Source organism: Rhodanobacter sp. BL-MT-08, assembly GCF_054161255.1.
The window spans coordinates 2,737,121-2,756,915 of record NZ_CP167872.1 but is presented as its reverse complement, the minus strand read 5'-3'; the positions used below and the strand labels follow the sequence as shown (position 1 = coordinate 2,756,915).

The 19,795-nt window shown below is 64.7% G+C and carries 19 protein-coding genes, 2 tRNA genes and 1 other RNA gene; 16 read left to right on the top strand and 6 right to left on the bottom strand.

What is annotated here, in order from left to right:
- Positions 1 to 54 precede the first annotated feature (54 nt).
- The 5 genes from ACDK93_RS12225 to ACDK93_RS12205 all read left to right on the top strand — a co-directional run bounded on the left by ACDK93_RS12225 (position 55) and on the right by ACDK93_RS12205 (position 4,645).
- On the top strand, positions 55 to 1,122 hold the full coding sequence (locus tag ACDK93_RS12225) for an SPOR domain-containing protein (protein ID WP_458068934.1): 1,068 nt from the start codon (positions 55 to 57) through the stop codon (positions 1,120 to 1,122).
- A gap of 65 nt (positions 1,123 to 1,187) precedes the next feature.
- Positions 1,188 to 1,853: a CvpA family protein gene (locus ACDK93_RS12220; protein ID WP_458068932.1), complete on the top strand. Its 666-nt coding sequence runs from the start codon at positions 1,188 to 1,190 to the stop codon at positions 1,851 to 1,853.
- Between the two features lie 14 nt (positions 1,854 to 1,867).
- Positions 1,868 to 3,343: an amidophosphoribosyltransferase gene (gene purF / locus ACDK93_RS12215; protein WP_458068930.1), complete on the top strand. Its 1,476-nt coding sequence runs from the start codon at positions 1,868 to 1,870 to the stop codon at positions 3,341 to 3,343.
- Between the two features lie 51 nt (positions 3,344 to 3,394).
- Positions 3,395 to 4,198 carry a ferritin-like domain-containing protein gene (locus ACDK93_RS12210; protein WP_458068928.1) on the top strand — a complete coding sequence of 268 codons (804 nt, stop codon included), beginning with the start codon at positions 3,395 to 3,397 and terminating at the stop codon, positions 4,196 to 4,198.
- Positions 4,199 to 4,372: 174 nt separating this feature from the next.
- Positions 4,373 to 4,645 carry a DUF4242 domain-containing protein gene (locus tag ACDK93_RS12205; RefSeq protein ID WP_458068926.1) on the top strand — a complete coding sequence of 91 codons (273 nt, stop codon included), beginning with the start codon at positions 4,373 to 4,375 and terminating at the stop codon, positions 4,643 to 4,645.
- Positions 4,646 to 4,710: 65 nt separating this feature from the next.
- Here ACDK93_RS12205 and ACDK93_RS12200 read toward each other — a convergent pair.
- Positions 4,711 to 4,787, bottom strand: a tRNA-Pro gene (locus ACDK93_RS12200).
- Between the two features lie 162 nt (positions 4,788 to 4,949).
- Between ACDK93_RS12200 and hisS the strand changes: the two genes are divergently transcribed.
- The 3 genes from hisS to ACDK93_RS12185 all read left to right on the top strand — a co-directional run bounded on the left by hisS (position 4,950) and on the right by ACDK93_RS12185 (position 8,866).
- Positions 4,950 to 6,332 (top strand): histidine--tRNA ligase, encoded by a 1,383-nt coding sequence (gene hisS / locus ACDK93_RS12195; RefSeq protein ID WP_458068925.1) that lies wholly within the window; start codon positions 4,950 to 4,952, stop codon positions 6,330 to 6,332.
- Positions 6,333 to 6,528: 196 nt separating this feature from the next.
- Positions 6,529 to 8,445, top strand: a complete 1,917-nt coding sequence (locus ACDK93_RS12190; protein ID WP_458068923.1) for an HAL/PAL/TAL family ammonia-lyase — start codon at positions 6,529 to 6,531, stop codon at positions 8,443 to 8,445.
- A gap of 22 nt (positions 8,446 to 8,467) precedes the next feature.
- A complete protein-coding gene (locus ACDK93_RS12185) occupies positions 8,468 to 8,866 on the top strand; it encodes a DUF6165 family protein (RefSeq protein ID WP_458068922.1) in 399 nt (132 codons plus the stop codon).
- A 21-nt stretch (positions 8,867 to 8,887) separates the two neighbouring features.
- Here the strand turns inward: ACDK93_RS12185 and ACDK93_RS12180 are convergent, their stop codons facing one another.
- Positions 8,888 to 9,949, bottom strand: coding sequence for a glycosyltransferase family 9 protein (locus ACDK93_RS12180; RefSeq protein ID WP_458068920.1), 1,062 nt, complete (start codon positions 9,947 to 9,949; stop codon positions 8,888 to 8,890).
- A 92-nt stretch (positions 9,950 to 10,041) separates the two neighbouring features.
- Here ACDK93_RS12180 and ACDK93_RS12175 point away from each other — a divergent pair, with 92 nt between their 5' ends.
- The 8 genes from ACDK93_RS12175 (at position 10,042) to ACDK93_RS12140 (ending at position 15,102) form a co-directional block, all read left to right on the top strand.
- Complete coding sequence (locus tag ACDK93_RS12175) at positions 10,042 to 10,767, top strand: 3-deoxy-D-manno-octulosonic acid kinase (RefSeq protein WP_458068918.1); 726 nt, start codon at positions 10,042 to 10,044, stop codon at positions 10,765 to 10,767.
- Positions 10,764 to 11,522, top strand: a complete 759-nt coding sequence (locus ACDK93_RS12170; RefSeq protein ID WP_458068916.1) for an MBL fold metallo-hydrolase — start codon at positions 10,764 to 10,766, stop codon at positions 11,520 to 11,522. Before ACDK93_RS12175 ends, ACDK93_RS12170 begins: the two co-directional genes overlap by 4 nt.
- Positions 11,523 to 11,612: 90 nt before the next feature.
- A tRNA-Ser gene (locus ACDK93_RS12165) sits at positions 11,613 to 11,702 on the top strand.
- An 87-nt stretch (positions 11,703 to 11,789) separates the two neighbouring features.
- An RNA gene (ffs, locus tag ACDK93_RS12160) (signal recognition particle sRNA small type) lies at positions 11,790 to 11,886 on the top strand.
- Between the two features lie 135 nt (positions 11,887 to 12,021).
- Complete coding sequence (gene dnaX, locus ACDK93_RS12155) at positions 12,022 to 13,728, top strand: DNA polymerase III subunit gamma/tau (protein ID WP_458068915.1); 1,707 nt, start codon at positions 12,022 to 12,024, stop codon at positions 13,726 to 13,728.
- Between the two features lie 22 nt (positions 13,729 to 13,750).
- The gene (locus ACDK93_RS12150) at positions 13,751 to 14,074 is read left to right on the top strand and encodes a YbaB/EbfC family nucleoid-associated protein (RefSeq protein WP_179481668.1); all 324 of its coding nucleotides are present in this window, start codon (positions 13,751 to 13,753) and stop codon (positions 14,072 to 14,074) included.
- A 71-nt stretch (positions 14,075 to 14,145) separates the two neighbouring features.
- On the top strand, positions 14,146 to 14,739 hold the full coding sequence (gene recR, locus ACDK93_RS12145; RefSeq protein ID WP_458068913.1) for a recombination mediator RecR: 594 nt from the start codon (positions 14,146 to 14,148) through the stop codon (positions 14,737 to 14,739).
- A gap of 18 nt (positions 14,740 to 14,757) precedes the next feature.
- On the top strand, positions 14,758 to 15,102 hold the full coding sequence (locus ACDK93_RS12140) for a histidine triad nucleotide-binding protein (RefSeq protein ID WP_458068912.1): 345 nt from the start codon (positions 14,758 to 14,760) through the stop codon (positions 15,100 to 15,102).
- Positions 15,103 to 15,186: 84 nt separating this feature from the next.
- Here the strand turns inward: ACDK93_RS12140 and ACDK93_RS12135 are convergent, their stop codons facing one another.
- From ACDK93_RS12135 to ACDK93_RS12120, 4 genes are read right to left on the bottom strand one after another with little or no spacing between them, the layout of a single operon-like run.
- Positions 15,187 to 15,777, bottom strand: a complete 591-nt coding sequence (locus ACDK93_RS12135) for a Slp family lipoprotein (protein ID WP_458068910.1) — start codon at positions 15,775 to 15,777, stop codon at positions 15,187 to 15,189.
- A gap of 45 nt (positions 15,778 to 15,822) precedes the next feature.
- Entirely contained in the window at positions 15,823 to 17,820 is a 1,998-nt protein-coding gene (locus ACDK93_RS12130) for a transglutaminase TgpA family protein (RefSeq protein ID WP_458068908.1), read from the bottom strand.
- Complete coding sequence (locus tag ACDK93_RS12125) at positions 17,817 to 18,770, bottom strand: DUF58 domain-containing protein (protein ID WP_458068907.1); 954 nt, start codon at positions 18,768 to 18,770, stop codon at positions 17,817 to 17,819. Before ACDK93_RS12125 ends, ACDK93_RS12130 begins: the two co-directional genes overlap by 4 nt.
- Entirely contained in the window at positions 18,770 to 19,711 is a 942-nt protein-coding gene (locus ACDK93_RS12120) for an AAA family ATPase (RefSeq protein WP_458068906.1), read from the bottom strand. The genes ACDK93_RS12125 and ACDK93_RS12120 overlap by 1 nt, the downstream gene beginning before the upstream one ends.
- Positions 19,712 to 19,795 lie beyond the last annotated feature (84 nt).

Genomic DNA, 19,795 nt, shown 5'->3' with positions numbered 1-19,795 from the left:
AGACGGGTATAATCGGAATGTTTCGTATCGCGTTTGCCGCTTTGGAGCCACGTCTTGAAAACACGCCTGCTGGGTGCCGCCGTCCTGCTAGCACTGCTGGTTCTGTTCGTGCCGATGCTTTTTTCCAGCAAGCCGCCGGCTCCCGGTGGCGATCAGGCGGTCAGCCTGGCGATTCCGCCCGCACCGGATCGGGATCTGCAGACCAAGACCATGAGCCTCAACCCGGACGCCGCCGTTGGTGCCGCCGGTATGCCGGGGTCTACCGCGGCGCAGGCGGACGCCTCCAAGGGTGCGCCGTCGGCCAGTGGCCAGCTGGCGACCGTCAACATCGGCTCAACCCGGCCGCGTGACGTGGAAACCGATCCGCTTGCGGGCAAAAAACCGGCGCCGACCACGGTCACAACCGGTTCGGGCGCAAGTTCGGCGGAGCCAGTGATCCCGATGCAGAATCGGACGCCGGCCAGCGTGCCCGCTGCAAAGCAGACAAGCGTGGCCGCGGTCGCGCAGAAAACGCCGAGGACGCCGCCGGCAAATGACGTCGCGCCCGTCAGTGGCCACGGCAGCTACAAGGTCAACCTCAGCGCCTACGCCAGTGCCGCGGGCGCCGCCAGCCTGCAGCGCCGCGTACAGGCGCTCGGTTATCCGGTGAGCAGTCACGCCATCACCCAGGGCGGCCAGCCGCGCACCGTGGTTATCGCGGGGCCGTTCGAGACGCGCGCGGCGGCCGAAGCGGCGCGTTTGAAGATCACCCAGTCTGTGCCGGGCGTGCCGGCCCGGCTGCAGCAGGATGCCGGCGAAGAAATCGCATCCGCCGCGGCGCCAGTTTCGGCTCCGGCGAGCAAGCCGGCCGTGGCAGCGGCGGTGCCGACCGCGGCGAGATCCAGGGCCGGCGGTTTTGCGGTGCAACTGGCCGCGATGAGCAGCCAGGGCGACGCGACCGCACTGCGCGACAAACTGCGCGGCGCCGGCTTCGACGGCTTCGTGGATTCGGTGCAGGCCGGCGGCAAGCAGCTGTGGCGCGTACGCGCCGGTCCGCAGACGCAGCGTGCCGATGCGGAGCGTATTCGGGATCAGATCAAGGCCAAACTCGGCATCGCAGGCAATATCGTCCCGGTTCCCTGAGCTTTGGCATTGCGTTGCTTCGGGTGGTTGCAGTCAACTAATGCGTCATCAGCTCAGGTGAAGGGATGAACTGGACCGACTGCGTCATTCTTGGCGTGCTGGCTCTTTCGGTGTTGATTGGCCTGTTCCGGGGTCTGATCGCCGAAGTGCTGTCGCTGGTGATCTGGGCGGCGGCGTTCTGGGCGACCGCGCTGTTCGGTCCGATAGTGACGGCGCAGCTGGCGCATTCGATCAGTTCGGTGCCGCTGCGTACTTTCGTCGGCTACGGCGTCTGTTTTGTGGTGGTGCTGATCCTTGGCGCGATCATCCGGTTCACGGTGAGGCGGTTGATCTGGAGCGCGGGTCTGTCCGGCGTCGACCGCCTGTTCGGCACGCTATTTGGATTTGTTCGTGGCGTGCTGATCGTGGCGGTGCTGGTGTTTTTGATCGACCTGACCGGTTTCACCAAGGAATCGTGGTGGCAACAGTCGACCCTCGCCCCGCAGTTTCAGGGCCTGGCTTCCTGGCTGGGGCAGGCGGTTCCGGCGAACATTCCCGCCAGCGTGCGTGAGCGCGTTCATCCCGAAGCCATGCTCGACAAGATTCATCCGTCCGAGATGCTGGATCACATGCCCGACTTGTCCAAGCTGCCGCACGCCCCCACGTTCGGCTCGCCTCTGAGCCCTTCGACTGCACGCACAGCGTTACCGGCCCCCGCGACCAGCGTGGCCCCATCCTCTACGAATCACTGAAGCAGGCTACGACCATGTGCGGAATCATCGGTATCGTCGGTATCACCGAAGTCGCCTCGGCCCTTTACGACGGGCTGACCGTGTTGCAGCACCGCGGCCAGGACGCCGCCGGCATCGCCACCGTGGACGGTTCGCGCCTGCGCCTGCACAAGGGCAACGGGCTGGTGCGCGACGTGTTCGGCCAGGCGGCGATGGCCGAACTGCGCGGGCGCATCGGCATCGGCCACTGCCGCTATCCGACGGCGGGCTCCGAGGGTTCGTCCGAGGCACAGCCGTTCTACGTCAACTCGCCCTACGGCATCGCCTTTGCGCACAACGGCAACCTGGTGAACACCGAATCGCTGCGCCGCGAGATGTTCGAGGACGATCGCCGGCACATCAACACCGATTCGGATTCCGAAGTGCTGCTCAACGTGCTGGCGCACGAGCTGCAGATCCAGGACCGCATGCGCCTGACGCCGGACCATATTTTTAAGGCCGTGGCCGGCGTGCACGCGCGCGCCAGCGGCGGCTATGCCTGCATCGCGCTGGTGCTGGGCTATGGCTTGGTCGCATTCCGTGATCCCCACGGCATCCGTCCGCTGGTGCTGGGTGAACGCGTCACCGCTACCGGCACCGAATATGCGGTGGCGTCCGAATCGGTGGCGTTCGACGTGCTGGGCTTCAAGCGCGTGCGCGACATTCTGCCGGGTGAGGCGATCATCATCACCGACGGCGGGCAGCTGCATTCGCGTCGTTGCTCCGAGGGCGCCGTGCATGCGCCGTGCATCTTCGAATACGTGTATCTGGCGCGGCCCGATTCGATGATCGAAGACGTGTCGGTGTACAAGGCGCGCCTGCGCATGGGCGAAAAGCTGGCTGAAAAGATCCTGCGCGAGCGTCCGGATCACGGCATCGACGCGGTGATTCCGATTCCCGACACCGCCCGCACCGTCGCCAGCGCGCTGGCCGGCGCGCTGGGCGTGCCGTTCCGCGAGGGCTTCGTCAAGAACAGCTATATCGGCCGCACCTTCATCATGCCCGGGCAGGGCGAGCGGGTGAAATCGGTGCGCCGCAAGCTCAATGCGATCGACCTGGAATTCCGCAAGAAGAACGTGCTGCTGGTGGATGACTCCATCGTGCGCGGTACCACCTCCAAGCAGATCATCCAGATGGCCCGCGATGCGGGCGCCAAGAGCGTGTATTTCGCCTCGGCCGCGCCGCCGGTGCGCTATCCCAACGTCTACGGGATCGATATGCCGTCGGTCTCCGAGCTGGTCGCGGCCGGCCGCACCGAAAAGGAAGTGGAGCAGACGCTGGGTGCCGACTGGCTGATCTATCAGAATCTCGAGGATCTGATCTGGGCCGTGCAGGACGGCAACGAAGACCTCAAGCACTTCGACACCTCGTGCTTCTCCGGCGAATACGTGACCGGCCTGGACGATCGCTATCTCGAGCAGATTCAGATGCTGCGCTCGGATGACGCCAAGGCGGCGCGGCGCATTGCCTGACGCTTCGCATCCTCTTCCGTTAGGGAGAGGATGCCGACGGGCGGAAACCTCATGACCGATCTCCATGCCGCCGCCAAGCGCTGCCTCGACGCGGCCGATCCGGCCGAAAAGCTTCGGCTGACTCGTGCCACTTGGGACGCGTTGCTGGCCGGCGAGTTACATCCTGATACCGCATCGCCTGCGCCCGAGCCGATCGGCGCACCGGGCCGCCCGGCCAAACCTTTACTAGTCAACGCGCGCCAGGTGCCGCAGCGTGGCATCGGCAGTGCGGAAGGCCGCGCTGCGCTGGTGCATGCGGTAGCGCACATCGAATTCAACGCGATCAATCTGGCGTGGGACGCGGTCTACCGCTTTCGCGGCAAGCCCGATGCCTATTACCGCGACTGGGCCAGCTGCGCCAATGACGAGGCGCGGCATTTTGCCATGCTCTCCGGTCGGCTTGCCGAGCTGGATCACGTCTACGGCGACTTCGACGCCCACGACGGCCTGTGGGCGATGGCCGAGAAAACCGCGGATAACGACACGGCACGCATGGCGCTGGTGCCGCGCGTGCTCGAAGCGCGCGGGCTGGATGTGACGCCAGGGATGATCGAACGCCTGCGCCACCTCGGCGACACCCGCACGGTTGCCATTCTCGAAGTGATCTTGCGTGAGGAAGTGGCCCATGTGGCTGCCGGCACGCGCTGGTACCGCTATTGCTGCGAACGTGACGGCGTCGATCCCGCCGAGCATTTTTTCGAATTGCTGCGCGAATACATGGGCGTTAGCCTGCGCGGTCCGTTCAACCTGCCCGCGCGACGCGAGGCTGGTTTTGATGAGCATGAACTTGATCAGCTGCTGGCGTTGATGCCGTAGCGCTGTCGCGCGTCGAACTGTCTGCCTGATACGCCAACGCTGCACTGCAGCTTTTGCCAGGCGCAGCGGGCGAGTACGTTCGAACAGTCGAATCGCCACATCGCAGGCACGTGCGTGTTTGCGGGATCAACGCGTTTCACGACAAATCTCCCTTACGCATCGTGGAATCCAGCCATGCCAAAGTTTTTGATCGAGCGCGACATCCCCGGAGCGGGCCAGCTCAACGCCGCCGAGCTGAAAGGTATTTCGCAGACCTCCTGTGGCGTACTGCAGGCGATGGGCCCCAGTATCCAGTGGGTGCAAAGCTACGTGACGGACGACAAAATCTACTGTGTCTACATCGCGCCGGACGAAGCGACCGTGCGTGAACATGCCAAGCAGGGCGGCTTCCCGGCCAACAAGGTCACGCCGATCCACACCATCATCGACCCGGCCACGGCGGAGTAAGCTGGCAACAGGGAAACGGCGGCCATAAAAAAGCCGGCGCAAGGCCGGCTTGATCATCGAATATTTGGTCGGGGAGACAGGATTCGAACCTGCGACTTCTACGTCCCGAACGTAGCGCTCTACCAGGCTGAGCTACACCCCGTGGTAAGCCGCATATCTTAATGGCGGTCGGCAACCTTGGCAACAGCCGCGGACACCCGGAGGACCGGGTCGCTTCGGAACGGGCGCTGCCTTCTGTTAATCTTGACGGCTGCCGCCGCGCGCGTTGCGCGGCATGCATTCCCTATTGTCAGCAGAGGATTTCATGGCGCTTACCCCGGCCCGCACCATGCCCGGCGTGCTCGAGCTGCTGCCGCTCGATCAGATCGCGTTTCAGCGCATGCTCGACGTGATCCGTCGCAACTACGAGCGCTTCGGCTTTCTGCCGATCGAAACCCCGGTGATCGAATACTCCGACGTGCTGCTCACCAAGACCGGCGGCGAGACCGAGCGGCAGGTGTACTTCGTGCAGTCCACCGGCGCGTTGAACGCGGCCGACAAGGAGGGCATGCCCGAGCTGGCGCTGCGCTTCGACCTGACCGTGCCGCTGGCGCGTTATGTGTCCGAGCACGAGCGCGAGTTGAGCTTTCCGTTTCGTCGTTATCAGATGCAGCGCGTCTACCGCGGCGAGCGCGCGCAGCGCGGTCGCTTCCGCGAGTTTTACCAGTGCGATATCGACGTGATCGGCAAGGACGCGCTGTCGGTACGCTACGACGCCGAGATTCCCGCGGTGATTTACAGCGTGTTCCGCGAGCTGAACATCGGCGCGTTCACCATCCAGCTCAATAACCGCAAGCTGATGCGTGGCTATTTCGAGAGCCTGGGCATTGTCGATGGCGAGCGGCAGATGCTGGTGCTGCGCGAGGTGGACAAGCTGGACAAGCGCGGCGCCGATTACGTGCGCGATACGCTGACTGGCGAAGCGTTTGGACTGAATGCCGACGTGGTGCAGAAAATTCTCAGCGTCGTGCAGCTGCGTTCGACCTCGCTGAAAAATGCCTTCGAGCATCTCGATGCGCTGGGCGCCGGACCGGAAGCGTTGGAGGAAGGGCGTGCGGAGCTGAAAGAGGTGCTGGGCCTGATTCATGCCTTCGGCGTGCCGGAGACGCATTACGCGCTCAATTTTTCGATCATGCGCGGTCTCGACTACTACACCGGTACCGTCTACGAAACCACGCTCAACGAGTATCCGCAGATCGGCTCGATCTGCTCGGGCGGCCGTTATGAAAATCTGGCCGGCCAGTACACCAAGTCGCACCTGCCGGGGGTTGGCATTTCGATCGGACTGACGCGGCTCTACTGGCAGCTGCGCGACGCCGGTTTGATCGATACCGCCAAGAGCACGGTCGATGTGCTGGTAACGCAGATGGACGAGGCGCAGCTGCCTGCATACCTCGCGCTGGCCGGCGAGCTGCGCGCCGCGGGCATCGCCACCGAGGTCGTGCTGGAAGGTGGCAAGCTCGGCAAGCAGTTCAAATACGCCGATCGCGCCGGCATCCGTTTCGTAATCGTGCTGGGTGAGGACGAAATCGCCAAGGGCGTGGTGACGGTGAAGGATCTGCGCCGCGAAGACCAGTTCGAAGTGGCGCGCAGCGAGCTGGTAAAGACGCTGCGGGTGGAACTGGAGCAGGCCGCGGCGATGGGCTGAGTTCGCTTCCACTCGAGAGAAAAGAGCAGAGCTTTGCAACAGCAGCGCCGTAGGTTGGGGTGAGCAAAGCGAACCCCAACGCTTTGAGGATGCCGAGGTATTTGTTGGGGTTTGCTTCGCTCACCCCAACCTACGTGCCCCGCTTGCTCCGACTTACTCTGGCATCCAATGATTCACGCATTTCAACGAGGCGACCTTGAGCCACTCCGACACCATTCTTCTTGACGGCAACCATCTCACTCGCGCGCAGCTGGTTGCCGTGGCTCGTTCCGGCATCAAGGTATCGCTCGATCCGGCAGGCCTAAGGCGCGTGCAGCACGCCGCGGATTTTCTGGCCGAAAAAGTCAGCTGCGGTGAACCGACCTACGGCGTCACCACCGGCTTTGGCAGCAATGCCGACAAGCTGCTCGGCGCGCATCGTCTGCGCGACGAGCTGCCCGGCGCGGCTCTGATCAAACGCGGGCCGCATGAGACCGAAGGCACCCTGCTCGAAGAGTTGCAGCACAACCTGATCATCACCCACGCGGTTTGCGTGGGTAGGCCGTTCAGCGAGGAAGTGGTGCGGGCGATGCTGCTGATCCGCATCAACACGCTGATGCGCGGTCATTCGGGCATTCGGGTCAGCACGCTTGAAGCGCTGACCGCGATGCTCAACGCCGGCGTGGTGCCGGTGGTGCCGGAAAAGGGTTCGGTCGGCGCCAGCGGCGATTTGGCGCCACTGTCTCATCTGGCGATCGTGCTGCTGGGCGGCGGCGAGGCGTTTTACCAGGGCGAACGCGTGTCGGGCGCCGAGGCGCTGAAGCGCGCCGGGCTGTCGCCGATCCGCCTGTCCTTCAAGGAGGGTCTTGCGCTCAACAACGGCACCGCGCAGATGCTGGCGACCGCCGCGCTTGCGCTGGATACGCTGGAACAGTTGCTCGATACCGCCGATCTTGCGGCATCGATGACGCTCGACGCATTCGCTGGCCGCAGCGGGGCATTGCGACCGGAAGTGCACGCGCTGCGCCCGCATCCGGGGCAGGTGGAAACCGCGGCCAACGTGCGCGAACTGCTGGTCGGCTCCACGCTGGTCGATATTCCGTATCACCTGGTGCCGCGCTTCAAATCGTGGAGTGCCGAAGCCTGGAGCGAGCCGGACGATCAGGCGCTGAGCTTCGATATCGGCTGGGACTGGGTGCCGGCCAACCAGCGGCACGGTCGCGAGGCGTTCTACAGTCGTTTTCTACCGTTCAAGGGCGGTAAAAAGCATCAGCCGCAGGATGCCTACAGCCTGCGCTGCATGCCGCAGGTGCACGGAGCCGTGCGCGACGCGTGGGCGCAGGCGTGTCGGGTGATCGATATCGAATTGAACTCGGTCACCGACAACCCGCTGATCTTCCCCGATGCGGAAGATGCGCAGTTCATCGAGGATCAGGTGATTTCGGCCGGCCACTTCCACGGCATGCCGCTGGCGCTGGCGATGAGCTACGTCAAGGCGGCGATTCCCGTGCTGGCGTCGATTTCCGAGCGGCGCCTCAACAAGCTGGTTGACCCGGCCACCAATGACGGCCTGCCGGCGTTTCTGACCGGCAACGAGGACGGCACCGATTCCGGCTTCATGATCGTGCAGTACACGGCGGCGGCCCTGGTCAACGATCTGGCCACGCGCGCGCATCCGGCCAGCGTGTATTCCATACCGACCAGTTCGAACGCCGAAGACCATGTCTCGATGGGCGCCAACGAAGCGCGCCACGTGCTGGAAATGACCGAAGACCTCAGCCACGTGCTGGCCCTGGAGATATACACCGCCGCGCAGGCGCTCGATTTTCGTCAGGCCATGCTGAACGCTGCGCGCCGGCTGGCCGGACGCGCCGGCTGGCAGGCGATTGCGGAAAAGATTGCCAATGCGCCGCGCGAAGGCCACGCGCACTACCCGCAGTTTGTGGCCGAGGTGCGGCAGCTCACGTCCGCGCTGGCCGAGGTGGGTGATTTCCACGCGGGAACGCGCGTGCGCGAGGCCCATGCCGTGCTGCGTCAACATATCGATTTTATGCATCGCGATCGTGCGATGGATGGCGAGGTACGCACCGTGTGCGAGCTGGTCCAGCAAGGCGCGTTTCGTCGATCGCACTGAATCCCTACTGCGGAGATTTACCATGAGCCTTATCCAGACCCCGGTGTCCTACGGCGAGCTGATCGACAAGATCACGATTCTCGAAATCAAGTCGCGCCGCATCACCGACGACGCCAAGCTGGCCAACGTACGCAACGAGCTGGACATGCTCAACGCGACGTGGGCCAACGATTCAGCGTCACAGATCGATATTGCCGACGAGCGCGAGCGTCTGCACACGGTCAACGAGACGCTGTGGGATATCGAGGACGCGATCCGCATGAAGGAGCGTGCGCAGGCCTTCGATCAGGAGTTCATCGAGCTGGCGCGCGCGGTGTATTTCCGCAATGACGAGCGTGCCGCATTCAAGCGCGAGATCAATCTCAAGCTGGGTTCGGAGCTGGTCGAAGAAAAGTCGTACCAGGATTACCGCGCGGTCTAACGGCTCTTCCGCGCCGCGCCATTAGCCTAGGCCGAGGTAGAGTGCGGCGGCATCGAAGCGCTCGATCACGTCGTCCACGCTGATCAGGTCCATCACGCCGGGCCGCTCGATCTTGCTGCCCCAGGCAAGCTCGCTGGCCCGTTTGCCGAAGTATTTTTGCGCCGCCGCATCGTATTTGTTGACGCACCAGCGCCGGTCCGAATAGGGGCCGGAGCGGTCCGGATTGCTCGCAGCATGCAGACCGAGCACCTTCGTGCCGACCGCGTTGGCCATATGCATCGGGCCGGAGTCCGGGGTCAGCACCAGCTGCGCCCGAGCCAGCATGGCCATCAGACGTTTGAGCGTGTCCTTGCCGGTCAGGTCCAGCGGTGTGCGTTGACAAAAAGCCAGCACGGAGTCAGCCATCGCACGTTCGCCGGATGACGGGCCGCCGATCAATGCGACGCGCCAGCCGCGCGCGGCGGCGTAGTCCATGACGGCGGCATAGCGCTCGGGCCGCCAGTTGCGCAGCGCGTGACTGGAGGTCGGGCTGACCAGCAGGGTCGGCGTATCGCCGGGTAACGCCTCGGCCGCCCAGGCATGTGCTTCGTCGGGAACGGGGATATCCCAGCGCACCTGCGTCTGCCTCAGGCCCAGTGGCTCGACGAAGCTGCCCAGCGCATCGAGCACATGCTCGCCGCTGCGCGCCGGGATGCGCCGGTTGATCACCAGGCCATGCAGATCTTTCGAACGCGCAGCGTCGTAACCGATGCGCTGCGTCGCCTTGATCCCCAGACTCAGCAGATTGGATCGTATCGCCACCTGCATCTGCAGCAGGGCATCGAAATGCCGGCCGCGCAATGCACTATGGACCTCGCGCATACCCGACCAGCCCGCGCTCTTGTCGAACGTGACGAACGCCACGCCCGGCAGGTCGCCAACCAGCTTGCGCTCTAGCTTGCCGATGATCCACGTCAGTGACGTTTGCGGCCACGTCTGCTGCAGCGTACGCACCAGCGGCACCACATGCGTGACGTCACCGATGGCGGAGGTGCGCAGCAGACAGATGGCTGATGGCGTGGACGGGGCGGAGGAGGCAGTCATCGGGCTTGGGCTAGACGGACGTGGGCTAGAATCGAAAAGTGACATTGGCGCGCATGCACGGCGTCATAGAACCGACGCCACCAGGCAGGATGATGCAGGAACGAACGCTCAAAGATACAACCGATGGGATCCTGTTCGATGCCGACGTGTCGCCAGCGGTCAACGCCGACTGGTTTTCCGCCGACTACTGGCGAGCGCGCGGCGCCCTGCACGTGCAGTCGGGCGGGCGCGGTGGCGTGGCCGTGATCAACACGCCGGCGGGCGAATGCGTGCTTCGGCACTATCGTCGCGGCGGCATGGTGGCCGCGCTGCTGGGTGATCGCTATCTGTGGACCGGTGCCGATCGAACGCGCGCCTTTGCCGAGTTCCGCCTGCTCGGTGCGATCGCGCAGCTCGGTCTGCCGGGGCCGCAGGTGGTGGCCGCCCGCTATCGGCGCCGGGGCTTTTACTATTCCGCGGACCTGATGACGCGTCGCATTGCCGATGCGCGCACTCTCGCCGAATGCCTGGCCGCCGGGCAACTCGATGCCGACATGGCCAGTCAGGTCGGCGTGCTGATCGCGCGGTTCCATCGGGCAGGCGTCTGGCATGCCGATTTGAACGCGCACAATATTCTCGTCACGCCGGGGCAGCTCTACCTCATCGACTTCGATCGCGGCGAGCTGCGCGCGCCTGCGCAGGCGTGGCGGCTTGCCAATCTGCAGCGTCTGCGTCGCTCGCTGATAAAGCTCGGGGCTGCCGCGCAGAGTGATGCGGCATTCGATCAGGCCATCTGGCAGCCCCTGCTGCAGGCCTATCAGCGTACATTTGGCGCATGAACTGGCATCTGCACTTTCTCGGCGTCGGCGCCGCCCATGCGGTGGAGCTGGGTTCGTCGTCCGCGGTGCTTGAGCGTAATGGCGAACCGCTGCTATTAATCGACTGTGGCCCCGATACGCTGGATCGCTATCAGGCGGCATACGGCAAGCCGCCGTCCGCGCTGTACATCACGCATACGCATATGGATCATGTCGCGGGGCTGGAGCGTCTGTTTTTCCGGCTATGGTTTGACGAGGCCCTGCGCGGCACCACCAAGGTCTTTCTGCATGCCGCGCTGCTGCCGTGGCTGCAGGCGCGCGTGGCGGACTATCCAGGCGCGCTCGCCGAAGGCGGGGTCAATTACTGGGAGGCCTTCCGGCTGGTGCCGTGCACGCGCGGATTCTGGCTGGAGGGGCTGTGGTTCGACGTGTTCGGCACGCGCCACCACGCGCCGGGAACCTCGTACGGCGTGGCGCTGGACGGCAGCTTTGTCTACACCGGCGACACGCGGCCGATTCCGGAGGTGCTGGAGCGCTACGCCGGTGGCCCGGAGCTGATCGCGCACGATTGCGGCCTGGTCGGCAATCCCTCGCACACGGGCGTGGACGATCTCGAGCGTGAATACGCCGCCTCGCTGCGTTCGCAATGCCTGCTATATCACTACGGCAGCGCTGCCGACGGTGCTGCGCTCGTTGCCCGCGGGTTTCGTATCGCCGGCACCGACGAACGCGTCGCGCTGGCCCAGCCCGCCCCGCCAAGGGCCGATGCGGGTTGAATCATGCGAGGTTTGCTTGCCTGTAATGGCCCCGGACGCTATCCTTCCGCTTCTTTGTCGGGCCGGATGGCTTGATGGAAGAGGTTGCAAGGAGAGGTGTCCGAGTGGTTGAAGGAGCACGCCTGGAAAGTGTGTATACGGTCAAACGTATCGCGGGTTCGAATCCCGCTCTCTCCGCCAATTTTTGAGTGGTAGGCGCGACAGGCCAAAAGCCGGGCGCGCTGAAACATACAAGCTAAGCAATCAGCTTGACGTCTATGGTGGCCCCGTCGGTCCCCCCGCGACGATAGTTCGCAAACTCCGCCAGGTCCGGAAGGAAGCAACGGTAGCGAATGATTCGGGTGCCGGGGTGTGGCTGGCGGGGCCGCCGCCTTTTTCGGGTCCGCCTCGCAGCCCGTGCGACAGGCACGGCGCAGAATGGCCGCCACCGCGCGGCGTTGGCTACTGACTTGCCATCGCCGACTTGGCACAATCCTCCTTTGCCCCAACGTTGGTAGCTATGTCCTATCAGGTACTCGCACGCAAGTGGCGCCCGCGCAAGTTCGCCGAACTGGTCGGGCAGGAGCACGTGGTGCGCGCGCTCACCAATGCGCTCGATACCGGCCGCATGCATCATGCCTACCTGTTTACCGGTACGCGCGGCGTCGGCAAGACCACGATCGCGCGCATTTTCGCCAAGTCGCTGAACTGCGAGCGCGGCCAGTCGGCGGACCCTTGCGGCGAGTGTTCGGTGTGTACCTCGGTTGATGAGGGGCGCTTCGTCGACCTGCTGGAAATCGATGCGGCCAGCAACACCGGTGTCGACGACGTGCGCGAGGTGATCGAGAACGCGCAGTACGCACCGTCGCGCGGTCGCTTCAAGGTGTACCTGGTCGACGAGGTGCATATGCTTTCGCGCAATGCGTTCAACGCGTTGCTGAAGACGCTGGAAGAACCGCCGCCGCACGTGAAATTTCTGCTCGCCACCACCGACCCGCAGAAGCTGCCGGTCACGGTGCTGTCCCGCTGCCTAAAATTCAACCTGAAGCGGCTGCTGCCGGAACAGATTTCCGGCCAGATGCGTCACATTCTCGGCGCTGAAAACATTGCCTATGACGACAGTGCCATCGGCGAACTGGCGCGTGCGGCCGACGGCTCGCTGCGCGATGGTTTGTCGCTGCTCGACCAGGCGATTGCCTATGGCGGGGGTGCGCTGCATGCCGACGATGTGCGCACGATGCTCGGCAGCGTGGCGCGCGGTCAGGTGCTAGGCGTGCTCGAAGCGCTGGCCGCCGGCGATGGTGAGCGGCTGCTGGCCGAATGCACGCAGATTGCCTCGTACTCGCCGGACTTCGGCGGCGTGCTGGACGATCTGGCCAGCGTGCTGCATCGCCTGCAGCTGATCCAGCTCATTCCCGGTTACAAGCCCGAAGAGGGCAGCGACGACGACAGCGCGCTGGTATCGTTGGCCGAGCGTATGACGCCGGAAGACGTGCAGCTGTATTACCAGATTGCCACGTCAGGCCGACGCGACCTGTCGATTGCGCCGGACGCGCGCACCGGCTTTGAGATGGCGATGCTGCGCATGCTGGCCTTTCGGCCGGATGATGGCGGTACGCCGGCAGCGCGTGCCGAGCGGCCTGCGGCAGCGGCGCCATCATCGGCTGTTGCGCCCCAGCGTGCTGCCGCGTCCGCGCCGCCGACGCGATCAGCCCCAGTCACACAGCAGCAGGCAGAAGTCAGGTCAGCGCCGCCGGTAGCGCGCGCGGAGCCCGCGCCAGCTCCAGCGCCAGCGCCCGTCGCCGCCGCACCCATCGCCACCGACAGCCATGGCCTGCCGCATTGGGACAGCCTGATCGAACGCGCCAACCTGCGCGGACCGTTCGGCCTCCTGGCGCAGAACGCGCTCCTGCGCGAGCGCGACGGCAACACGCTGGTACTTGCCCTGCAGCCGGCGCATATGAGCTTGGCGGTGGAGCCGATGGTCAGCCAGATGGAGGAGCGCATTGGCCAGGCGCTGGGTGAACGCATTCGTTTGCGCTTTGTCAGCATCACAGCAGACGTTATCGCGGAGACGCCAGCCGCACGCGCGGCGCAGGCGCGCGACACGGCGCAGTCCGAGGCCGAGCAGTCGATCGAAGGCGATCCGCTGGTGCAGTCGCTGAAGCGCGAATTCGGCGCACGCGTGGTGCCGCAGTCCGTCAAACCCTTTAGTCAAAATCCCTGAGCAACACATTCGGAGTATCGCCATGAAAGGTCAGATCGGTCAGCTGATGCAGCAAGCGCAGCGCATGCAGGAAGACATGAAGCGCGCGCAGGAAGAGATCGCCCAACTCGAGGTGACCGGAAGTGCCGGTGGCGGCCTGGTCAGCATCGTGATGACGGGCGCGCATGAGGTTCGGCGCGTGCAGATCGACCGGCAGACCTTCGCCGACGACCCGGAGATGGCCGAAGATCTGGTTGCCGCGGCGATCAACGACGCGGTGAACAAGGTCGCCGAGGTCAGCAAGAACAAGCTCGGCGGCGTTACCGCCGGCATGAACCTGCCGGCCGGCTTCAAGATGCCGTTTTGATTTTTTCGGCCATTGCTTCTGCACCGAGCTGCGATCATGCAGCCCAACGTTTCCACTGACTGCGCGCATTCATGAGCAAGCTGCTGAGTGATTTGATCGAAGCGCTGCGCTGCCTGCCCGGCGTGGGCAACAAGAGCGCGCAGCGGATGGCCTTCCATCTGCTGGAGCGCGAGCGCGAACGCGGCCTGAAACTGGCGGCAACGCTGGAGCAGGCGATGCAGCGCATCGGGCGCTGCACGCAGTGCCGAAACTTCAGCGAAGATCCGCTGTGCCCGCTGTGCGCCAGCAGCAGCCGCGACCGGCAGGTGCTGTGCGTGGTGGAATCGCCGACCGACCTGGCGGCGATTGAACAGGCCACTGGGTTTCGCGGTCAGTACTTTGTGCTGATGGGCCGCCTGTCACCGCTCGATGGTCTGGGGCCGGAAGAACTCGGTCTGGAGCAGCTCGCCCAGCGCCTGGGCGAGGGCGAGATCGAAGAGATGATCATCGCCACCAACCCCACCGTGGAAGGTGAAGCGACCGCGCACTATCTCGCCCAGCTGGCGCGCGCCGGTGGCGTGCGTCCGACGCGCCTTGCGCACGGCGTGCCGTTGGGCGGCGAGCTGGAATACGTCGATCGCGGCACGCTGGCGCATGCGTTTGGCAGCCGACAGCTGCTGGACTAACCCACCAAGGAACCTGCCATGAGCGACACCATTTTCGGCAAAATCATTCGACGCGAAATTCCCGCAGATATTGTCTTCGAGAGCGGCGACGTTCTCGCCTTTCGCGACGTGAATCCACAGGCGCCGGTGCACGTGCTGTTTATTCCGAAGCAGCCGTTCGCCACGCTTAACGACGTGCCGGCGTCTGACGCCGAGCTGCTGGGCAAATTGCTGCTTGCTGCCGCTGCGTACGCGAAGCAGGAAGGCTTTGCCGAGCAGGGCTATCGCACCGTGATCAACTGCAATCAGGATGGTGGACAGACGGTATACCACCTGCACGTGCACCTGCTGGCCGGCCGCCACCTGAGCTGGCCACCGGGATGATCGGGCAGCTTTGGGTGATCTCAACTTACACATAAAAACGCCGGCTTCGAGCCGGCGTTTTTATGTGCTTCGAGCACTGCGCGATCAGCGGTGTACGGGATGCTGCACCACGATGACGCGCGGACCGCCCCAGCCATAGCCGCCCCAGCCGCCGCCCCAGTAGCCACCGTAGAAACCCGGACCCCAGGGGTCACCCCAGAACGGGTCGTAATAGCCCGGATAGCCGTAATTGACCACGCGCTTGGGCCACAGGTAGACCACGTCAGCCTCGACGCGCGGGTAGGCGTAATCGAAGTTGCCGACCTTCTGCGACACGGTGCCATGCAGCGTGCCGGTGATGGTCAGCTCGCGGCCGCGAGTGAAGACCTCAGGATCATAGAAGCCGGTACGGCAGGCGACGAAACGGCCCTGGCTGTCGCCATCGTTCGAGCCACGCGCCGGGCGTGCCTCGCTGTCCAGCGGTCGAGACAGAATATAGAAACAGGTTTCCTGCGGACCCGGGTCGGTCTTGATGATCTCGCCGCCCCAGCGCACGCGAGTGCCACCCGCGCCGCCCTGCTGCGCGGCCGCCGTGGTGATGTTGGTGTAGTTGCCTTGCAGCGGCTGCGGTACCGTCACGCAACCGCCCAGCAGGGCGACGGCAGCAACGAGAGCGAGCGGACGATAGAGTGACATGTCGGCATCTCCGGAAGGACGACGGCGTACGCCGTCAGATTGAGTTCATTTGACCACGCTGACGACCCGAAAATCCCTCACCGCGCGTCGGAACGCGCGCAGCGGTTCAGGTGCCGGTATGTCATTTGCATAGCGCAGTTCAAGGTAATGCGTCATCAGCGTCGCAAGTTCCTCACGCTGATGCGGCAGCGCGCGCGCCGCACGGCTCAGGTAATGCTGGGGACCTTCACTTGGCCTTCGCACAATACCTTTGCGCGCGAGTTTCTTTTCAAGTTCACGCAGGGCTTCGCGCAATCCGTCGCGCGGTTTTCTGCGCAGCAGCGCCCAGGCGAGCCCGGCAGCGATGAACAGAACGCTGCCGAGCGCCAGCAGCGCGCCCAGCGTGGCGGTGTCGACATCACGTACGCCAAAGGGCGTGAGCAAACCGCGCTGGCGCAGCGCGTCGAATCCGACGACGCCCTGATCCCACCAGCGGTTGACGATATCCCAGTGATTGCGGATGCCCTGCAGCCAGTCGTTGCGATACCACGCGAGCTGATCGCCGGCGGCCGCCGATGCGCCCAGCGAGACGCGTTCCGGACGTACGGCGCCAGTGGGATCAACGCGCACCCAGCCGCGGCCTTCGAGCCACACTTCGCTCCACGCGTGCGCGTCGGAATTGCGCACCAGGAGATAGTTGCCGAGCTTGTTCCAGAAGCCACCCTGATAGCCTGTGACCACGCGCGCAGGAATGCCGGCATCGCGCATCAGCATCGTAAAAGCCGAGGAGTAGTGCTCGCAAAAACCTTCGTGTGTAAAGAAAAGAAAATCATCGATCGAATCACGGCCCAGCGGAGCCGGCGCCAGGGTGTAGCGGAAGCCGCCGTCGTGGAAAAGCGACAGGGCCGCCTGCACGATGGCGGCATCGTTAGTGCCGAAGCGCTGCCGCCACTGCGTCGCCAGGGCGAGCGTGCGCGGATTGAAACCGATCGGCCGCTGCAGCCCAAGCCGACGCGCGCGAGCGTCCAGTTCGGGCTGCAGGCGATAACGCAAGGCCGAGCGCAGCGTGTAGTTGAGCTGATCGTTGACCGTCTTGTCGGCGACTATTTCATGATCCGGCAGCAGCCGCGCCTGCGCTGGCGCATTCAGCGCCACGTCGAGGGCCGGCAGCACACGCTGGTGCGTCGGCACGAGGCTGATGCTGTAACCGATGGTCGCGGCGACCTCGATCGGTGTCACCGACTGATTCTCGTTGCGCCGAACAAACGGACGACGCCAGCTGCGGCCGTCGAACTCCCACATCACATAGGCCCGGAAGTAGCGCAGATCCGGCGGCGGCGGAACGCCGTCGAACGTCACGCGCATGGCGGGGCGGTCGTCGGTCAGCAGATCGGTGAAGTTGCCCGGCGACATGCTGTCGCTGAGACCTGTGCGGGCCTCATCCGGTGTCGGCGCGCCCCATAGCGGTTCGCTCAGACGCGGGACCAGCAGAAAAGCGAGCAGCGCCATGGGCACCGCTGCGGTCAGCAGCCCCAGCCCTGGCAGCAGCGTGCGCGGCAGGCTCATCGGTTGCTGCGCCGGCTCCAGCGAACGCAGCGTCGCCAGCGCCGGCAGCAGACCCAGTGCTACCACGGCCGTAGCGACCAGCCCTTGATCAATCAGCAGCGCACTCATCAGCGCAAAGCAGGCAAAGCCGACGCCCACGCGAACGTCGCGCGGTGTTTCGGTCTCCAGCAGTTTCAGGATGAGCAGACCAACGGCCAGCGCCGTGCCGGGCTCGCGCCCGAAGATACTGCCGTAGCTGACAACAACCGCCAGGGTAAGCAAGGCCAGCAGCGGTATTTTCAGCCACGCCGGCACGCGGCCTGTGCGCTGGCGTCGCTGCCACCAGCGCCAGCCCAGGATCAGCACCAAGCCAACGCTCAGCCACCACGGCATGTGCGAGGCATGCACCAGCAGCACCAGGGCAACGGTGATGCCCAGAAGGTCGAATGTACGGCTGTCGATCGCCGGCTCGATGGTTCGTTTGCGCCGTATCCAGGCCATCACGTCGACTGACGTCATGGCAATTGCGCCAGCGTGCTCATGCAATAGGCATAGTGCAGCGGTCCGCTGTTGGCAGCGATCTCGGTCCCCGGCACCCAGAGACTGCAGCTGCGTCGTTCGGCCTGTGCCTCGCCGACCCAGCGCGCCAGTCTGGCGATGCGCGACTCGCTGTCCATGCTGCGCAACAGTCGCCAGTCAAGTTGCCACTGTGGACGGCTCTGCGGCTGTTCGAAATCCTTGACCAGCAGGTTGTCGTGATGGGCGCTGGCCTTCCACGCGATGTGGCGCTGCGGATCGCCCGGGCGGTACTCGCGCAACGCCGCCAGTTCATCGCCGCGATAGAGCCGCATGTGCCGGGCATCGTCCGCCGGCGCCCGCGGCGGCGGACCGGACAATTCCGGTCGCGGCCACACCAGTACGGATTGATCCGGATGCAGCCAGCTCCAGGCGCGAAACAGCCCCAGCGGCCAAGTAGTCCACAGGCGTATGCGTGGCAGCGGCAGCCAGCCGCGATCAAAGGTCTGCAGGGTCAGCTTTACGACAGCAGTGCTGTTCGCGTCGATGGCAAACGCCGTGAATGTGTCGTCGATATCGAGGCGGATCGCGCTGCGCGCGCGCTGCGTCTCGAAGATCAGGGTGAGCTCGATCGGCTCACCGGCTACCGCGTGTCCCGCGCGAATCTGCGTCAGCCTCAGGCCGTCGAGACTGCGAAAGCCGAACAGCATGCTGGTCGAGCTTGCCGCGCCGAGCAGGCAGGTGAGCAGCAGGGCGGCATTGTTCGAATAGTTGAGCGCGCCGACCAGCATGACCAGCAACAGGATGGAAAAGCCCAGGCCGAACATCGTCGGCACGATGTAAATGCGTCGCCGATGCAGTTCGATCGGCAGCGTCTCCAGGCGACGGTAGCGGGTCAGCGCAGGCAGGCGGCGCTCGGCCCAGGTTTGTAGACGCTGCAGCTGGCCGCGCATCAATCCACCGCCACCTCGGCCAGCAGTTGGCGCGCCAGCTGGTCGCCGTTGGCGCCACGCGCCGGCAGCAGGCGATGCGCCGCCAGCGGCACGAACAGTGCCTGGATATCTTCGGGCAGCACGTGCGAACGGTTGCTCAGCAAAGCCCAGGCGCGCGCGGCGCCCAGCAGCGCCAGGCCCGCGCGCGGCGACAGGCCCACGCGGATATCGGCATGCCGGCGACTGGCGGCCAGCAGGGCCTGCAGATAGTCGAGCAGGGCGGCGCTTGCGGTGATGGTCTGCGACTGCTGGTTCAGTGCGAGCAGTGCCGCGCCATCGAGCTGTGGCGTCAGCTGCGCCAGCAGATCGCGCCGGTCGCTGCCGGTGAGCAGCGACCGTTCGGCGGCAGCGTCGGGATAATCCAGCGACAGTCGCAGCATGAAGCGATCGAGCTGCGAGTCGGGCAGGGGAAAGGTGCCGTTGAGGTCGAGCGGGTTCTGCGTCGCCACGACGAAAAACGGCGGCCGCAGCACATGCGTCTGGCCGTCAACGGTCACCTGATTTTCGGCCATCGCTTCCAGCAGCGCGCTCTGCGTCTTCGGGCTGGCGCGATTGATTTCGTCGGCCAGCAGCAGGCCGGTGAAGATCGGGCCGGGATGAAAGCGGAAAGTCGCGGTTTCACGCTCGTAGATGCTGACGCCGATGATGTCCGACGGCAGCAGATCGCTGGTGAACTGCACGCGCTGAAATTCCAACGAAAACGTGGCGGCCAGTGCGTGGGCAAGCGTGGTTTTGCCGACGCCCGGCACGTCTTCCAGCAGCAGATGTCCGCCGGCGATGAGGCAGGCGAAGGCCAGCTTCACCTGCCGTGGCTTGCCCAGCAGCACCTGATTGACCTGAGCCATCGCGGCGTCAAGATGTTTTTGCAGAGTCTCGTCGCGCGGCTGGATAGGGGCGGCCATGGGTCTTCTTGGGTTTGGCGAAGGGGCGAGGCGTCGTGCGTAGGTCTTTGCCAGTGTAGCTTTCGCTTTCGCCTGTTGGCGATA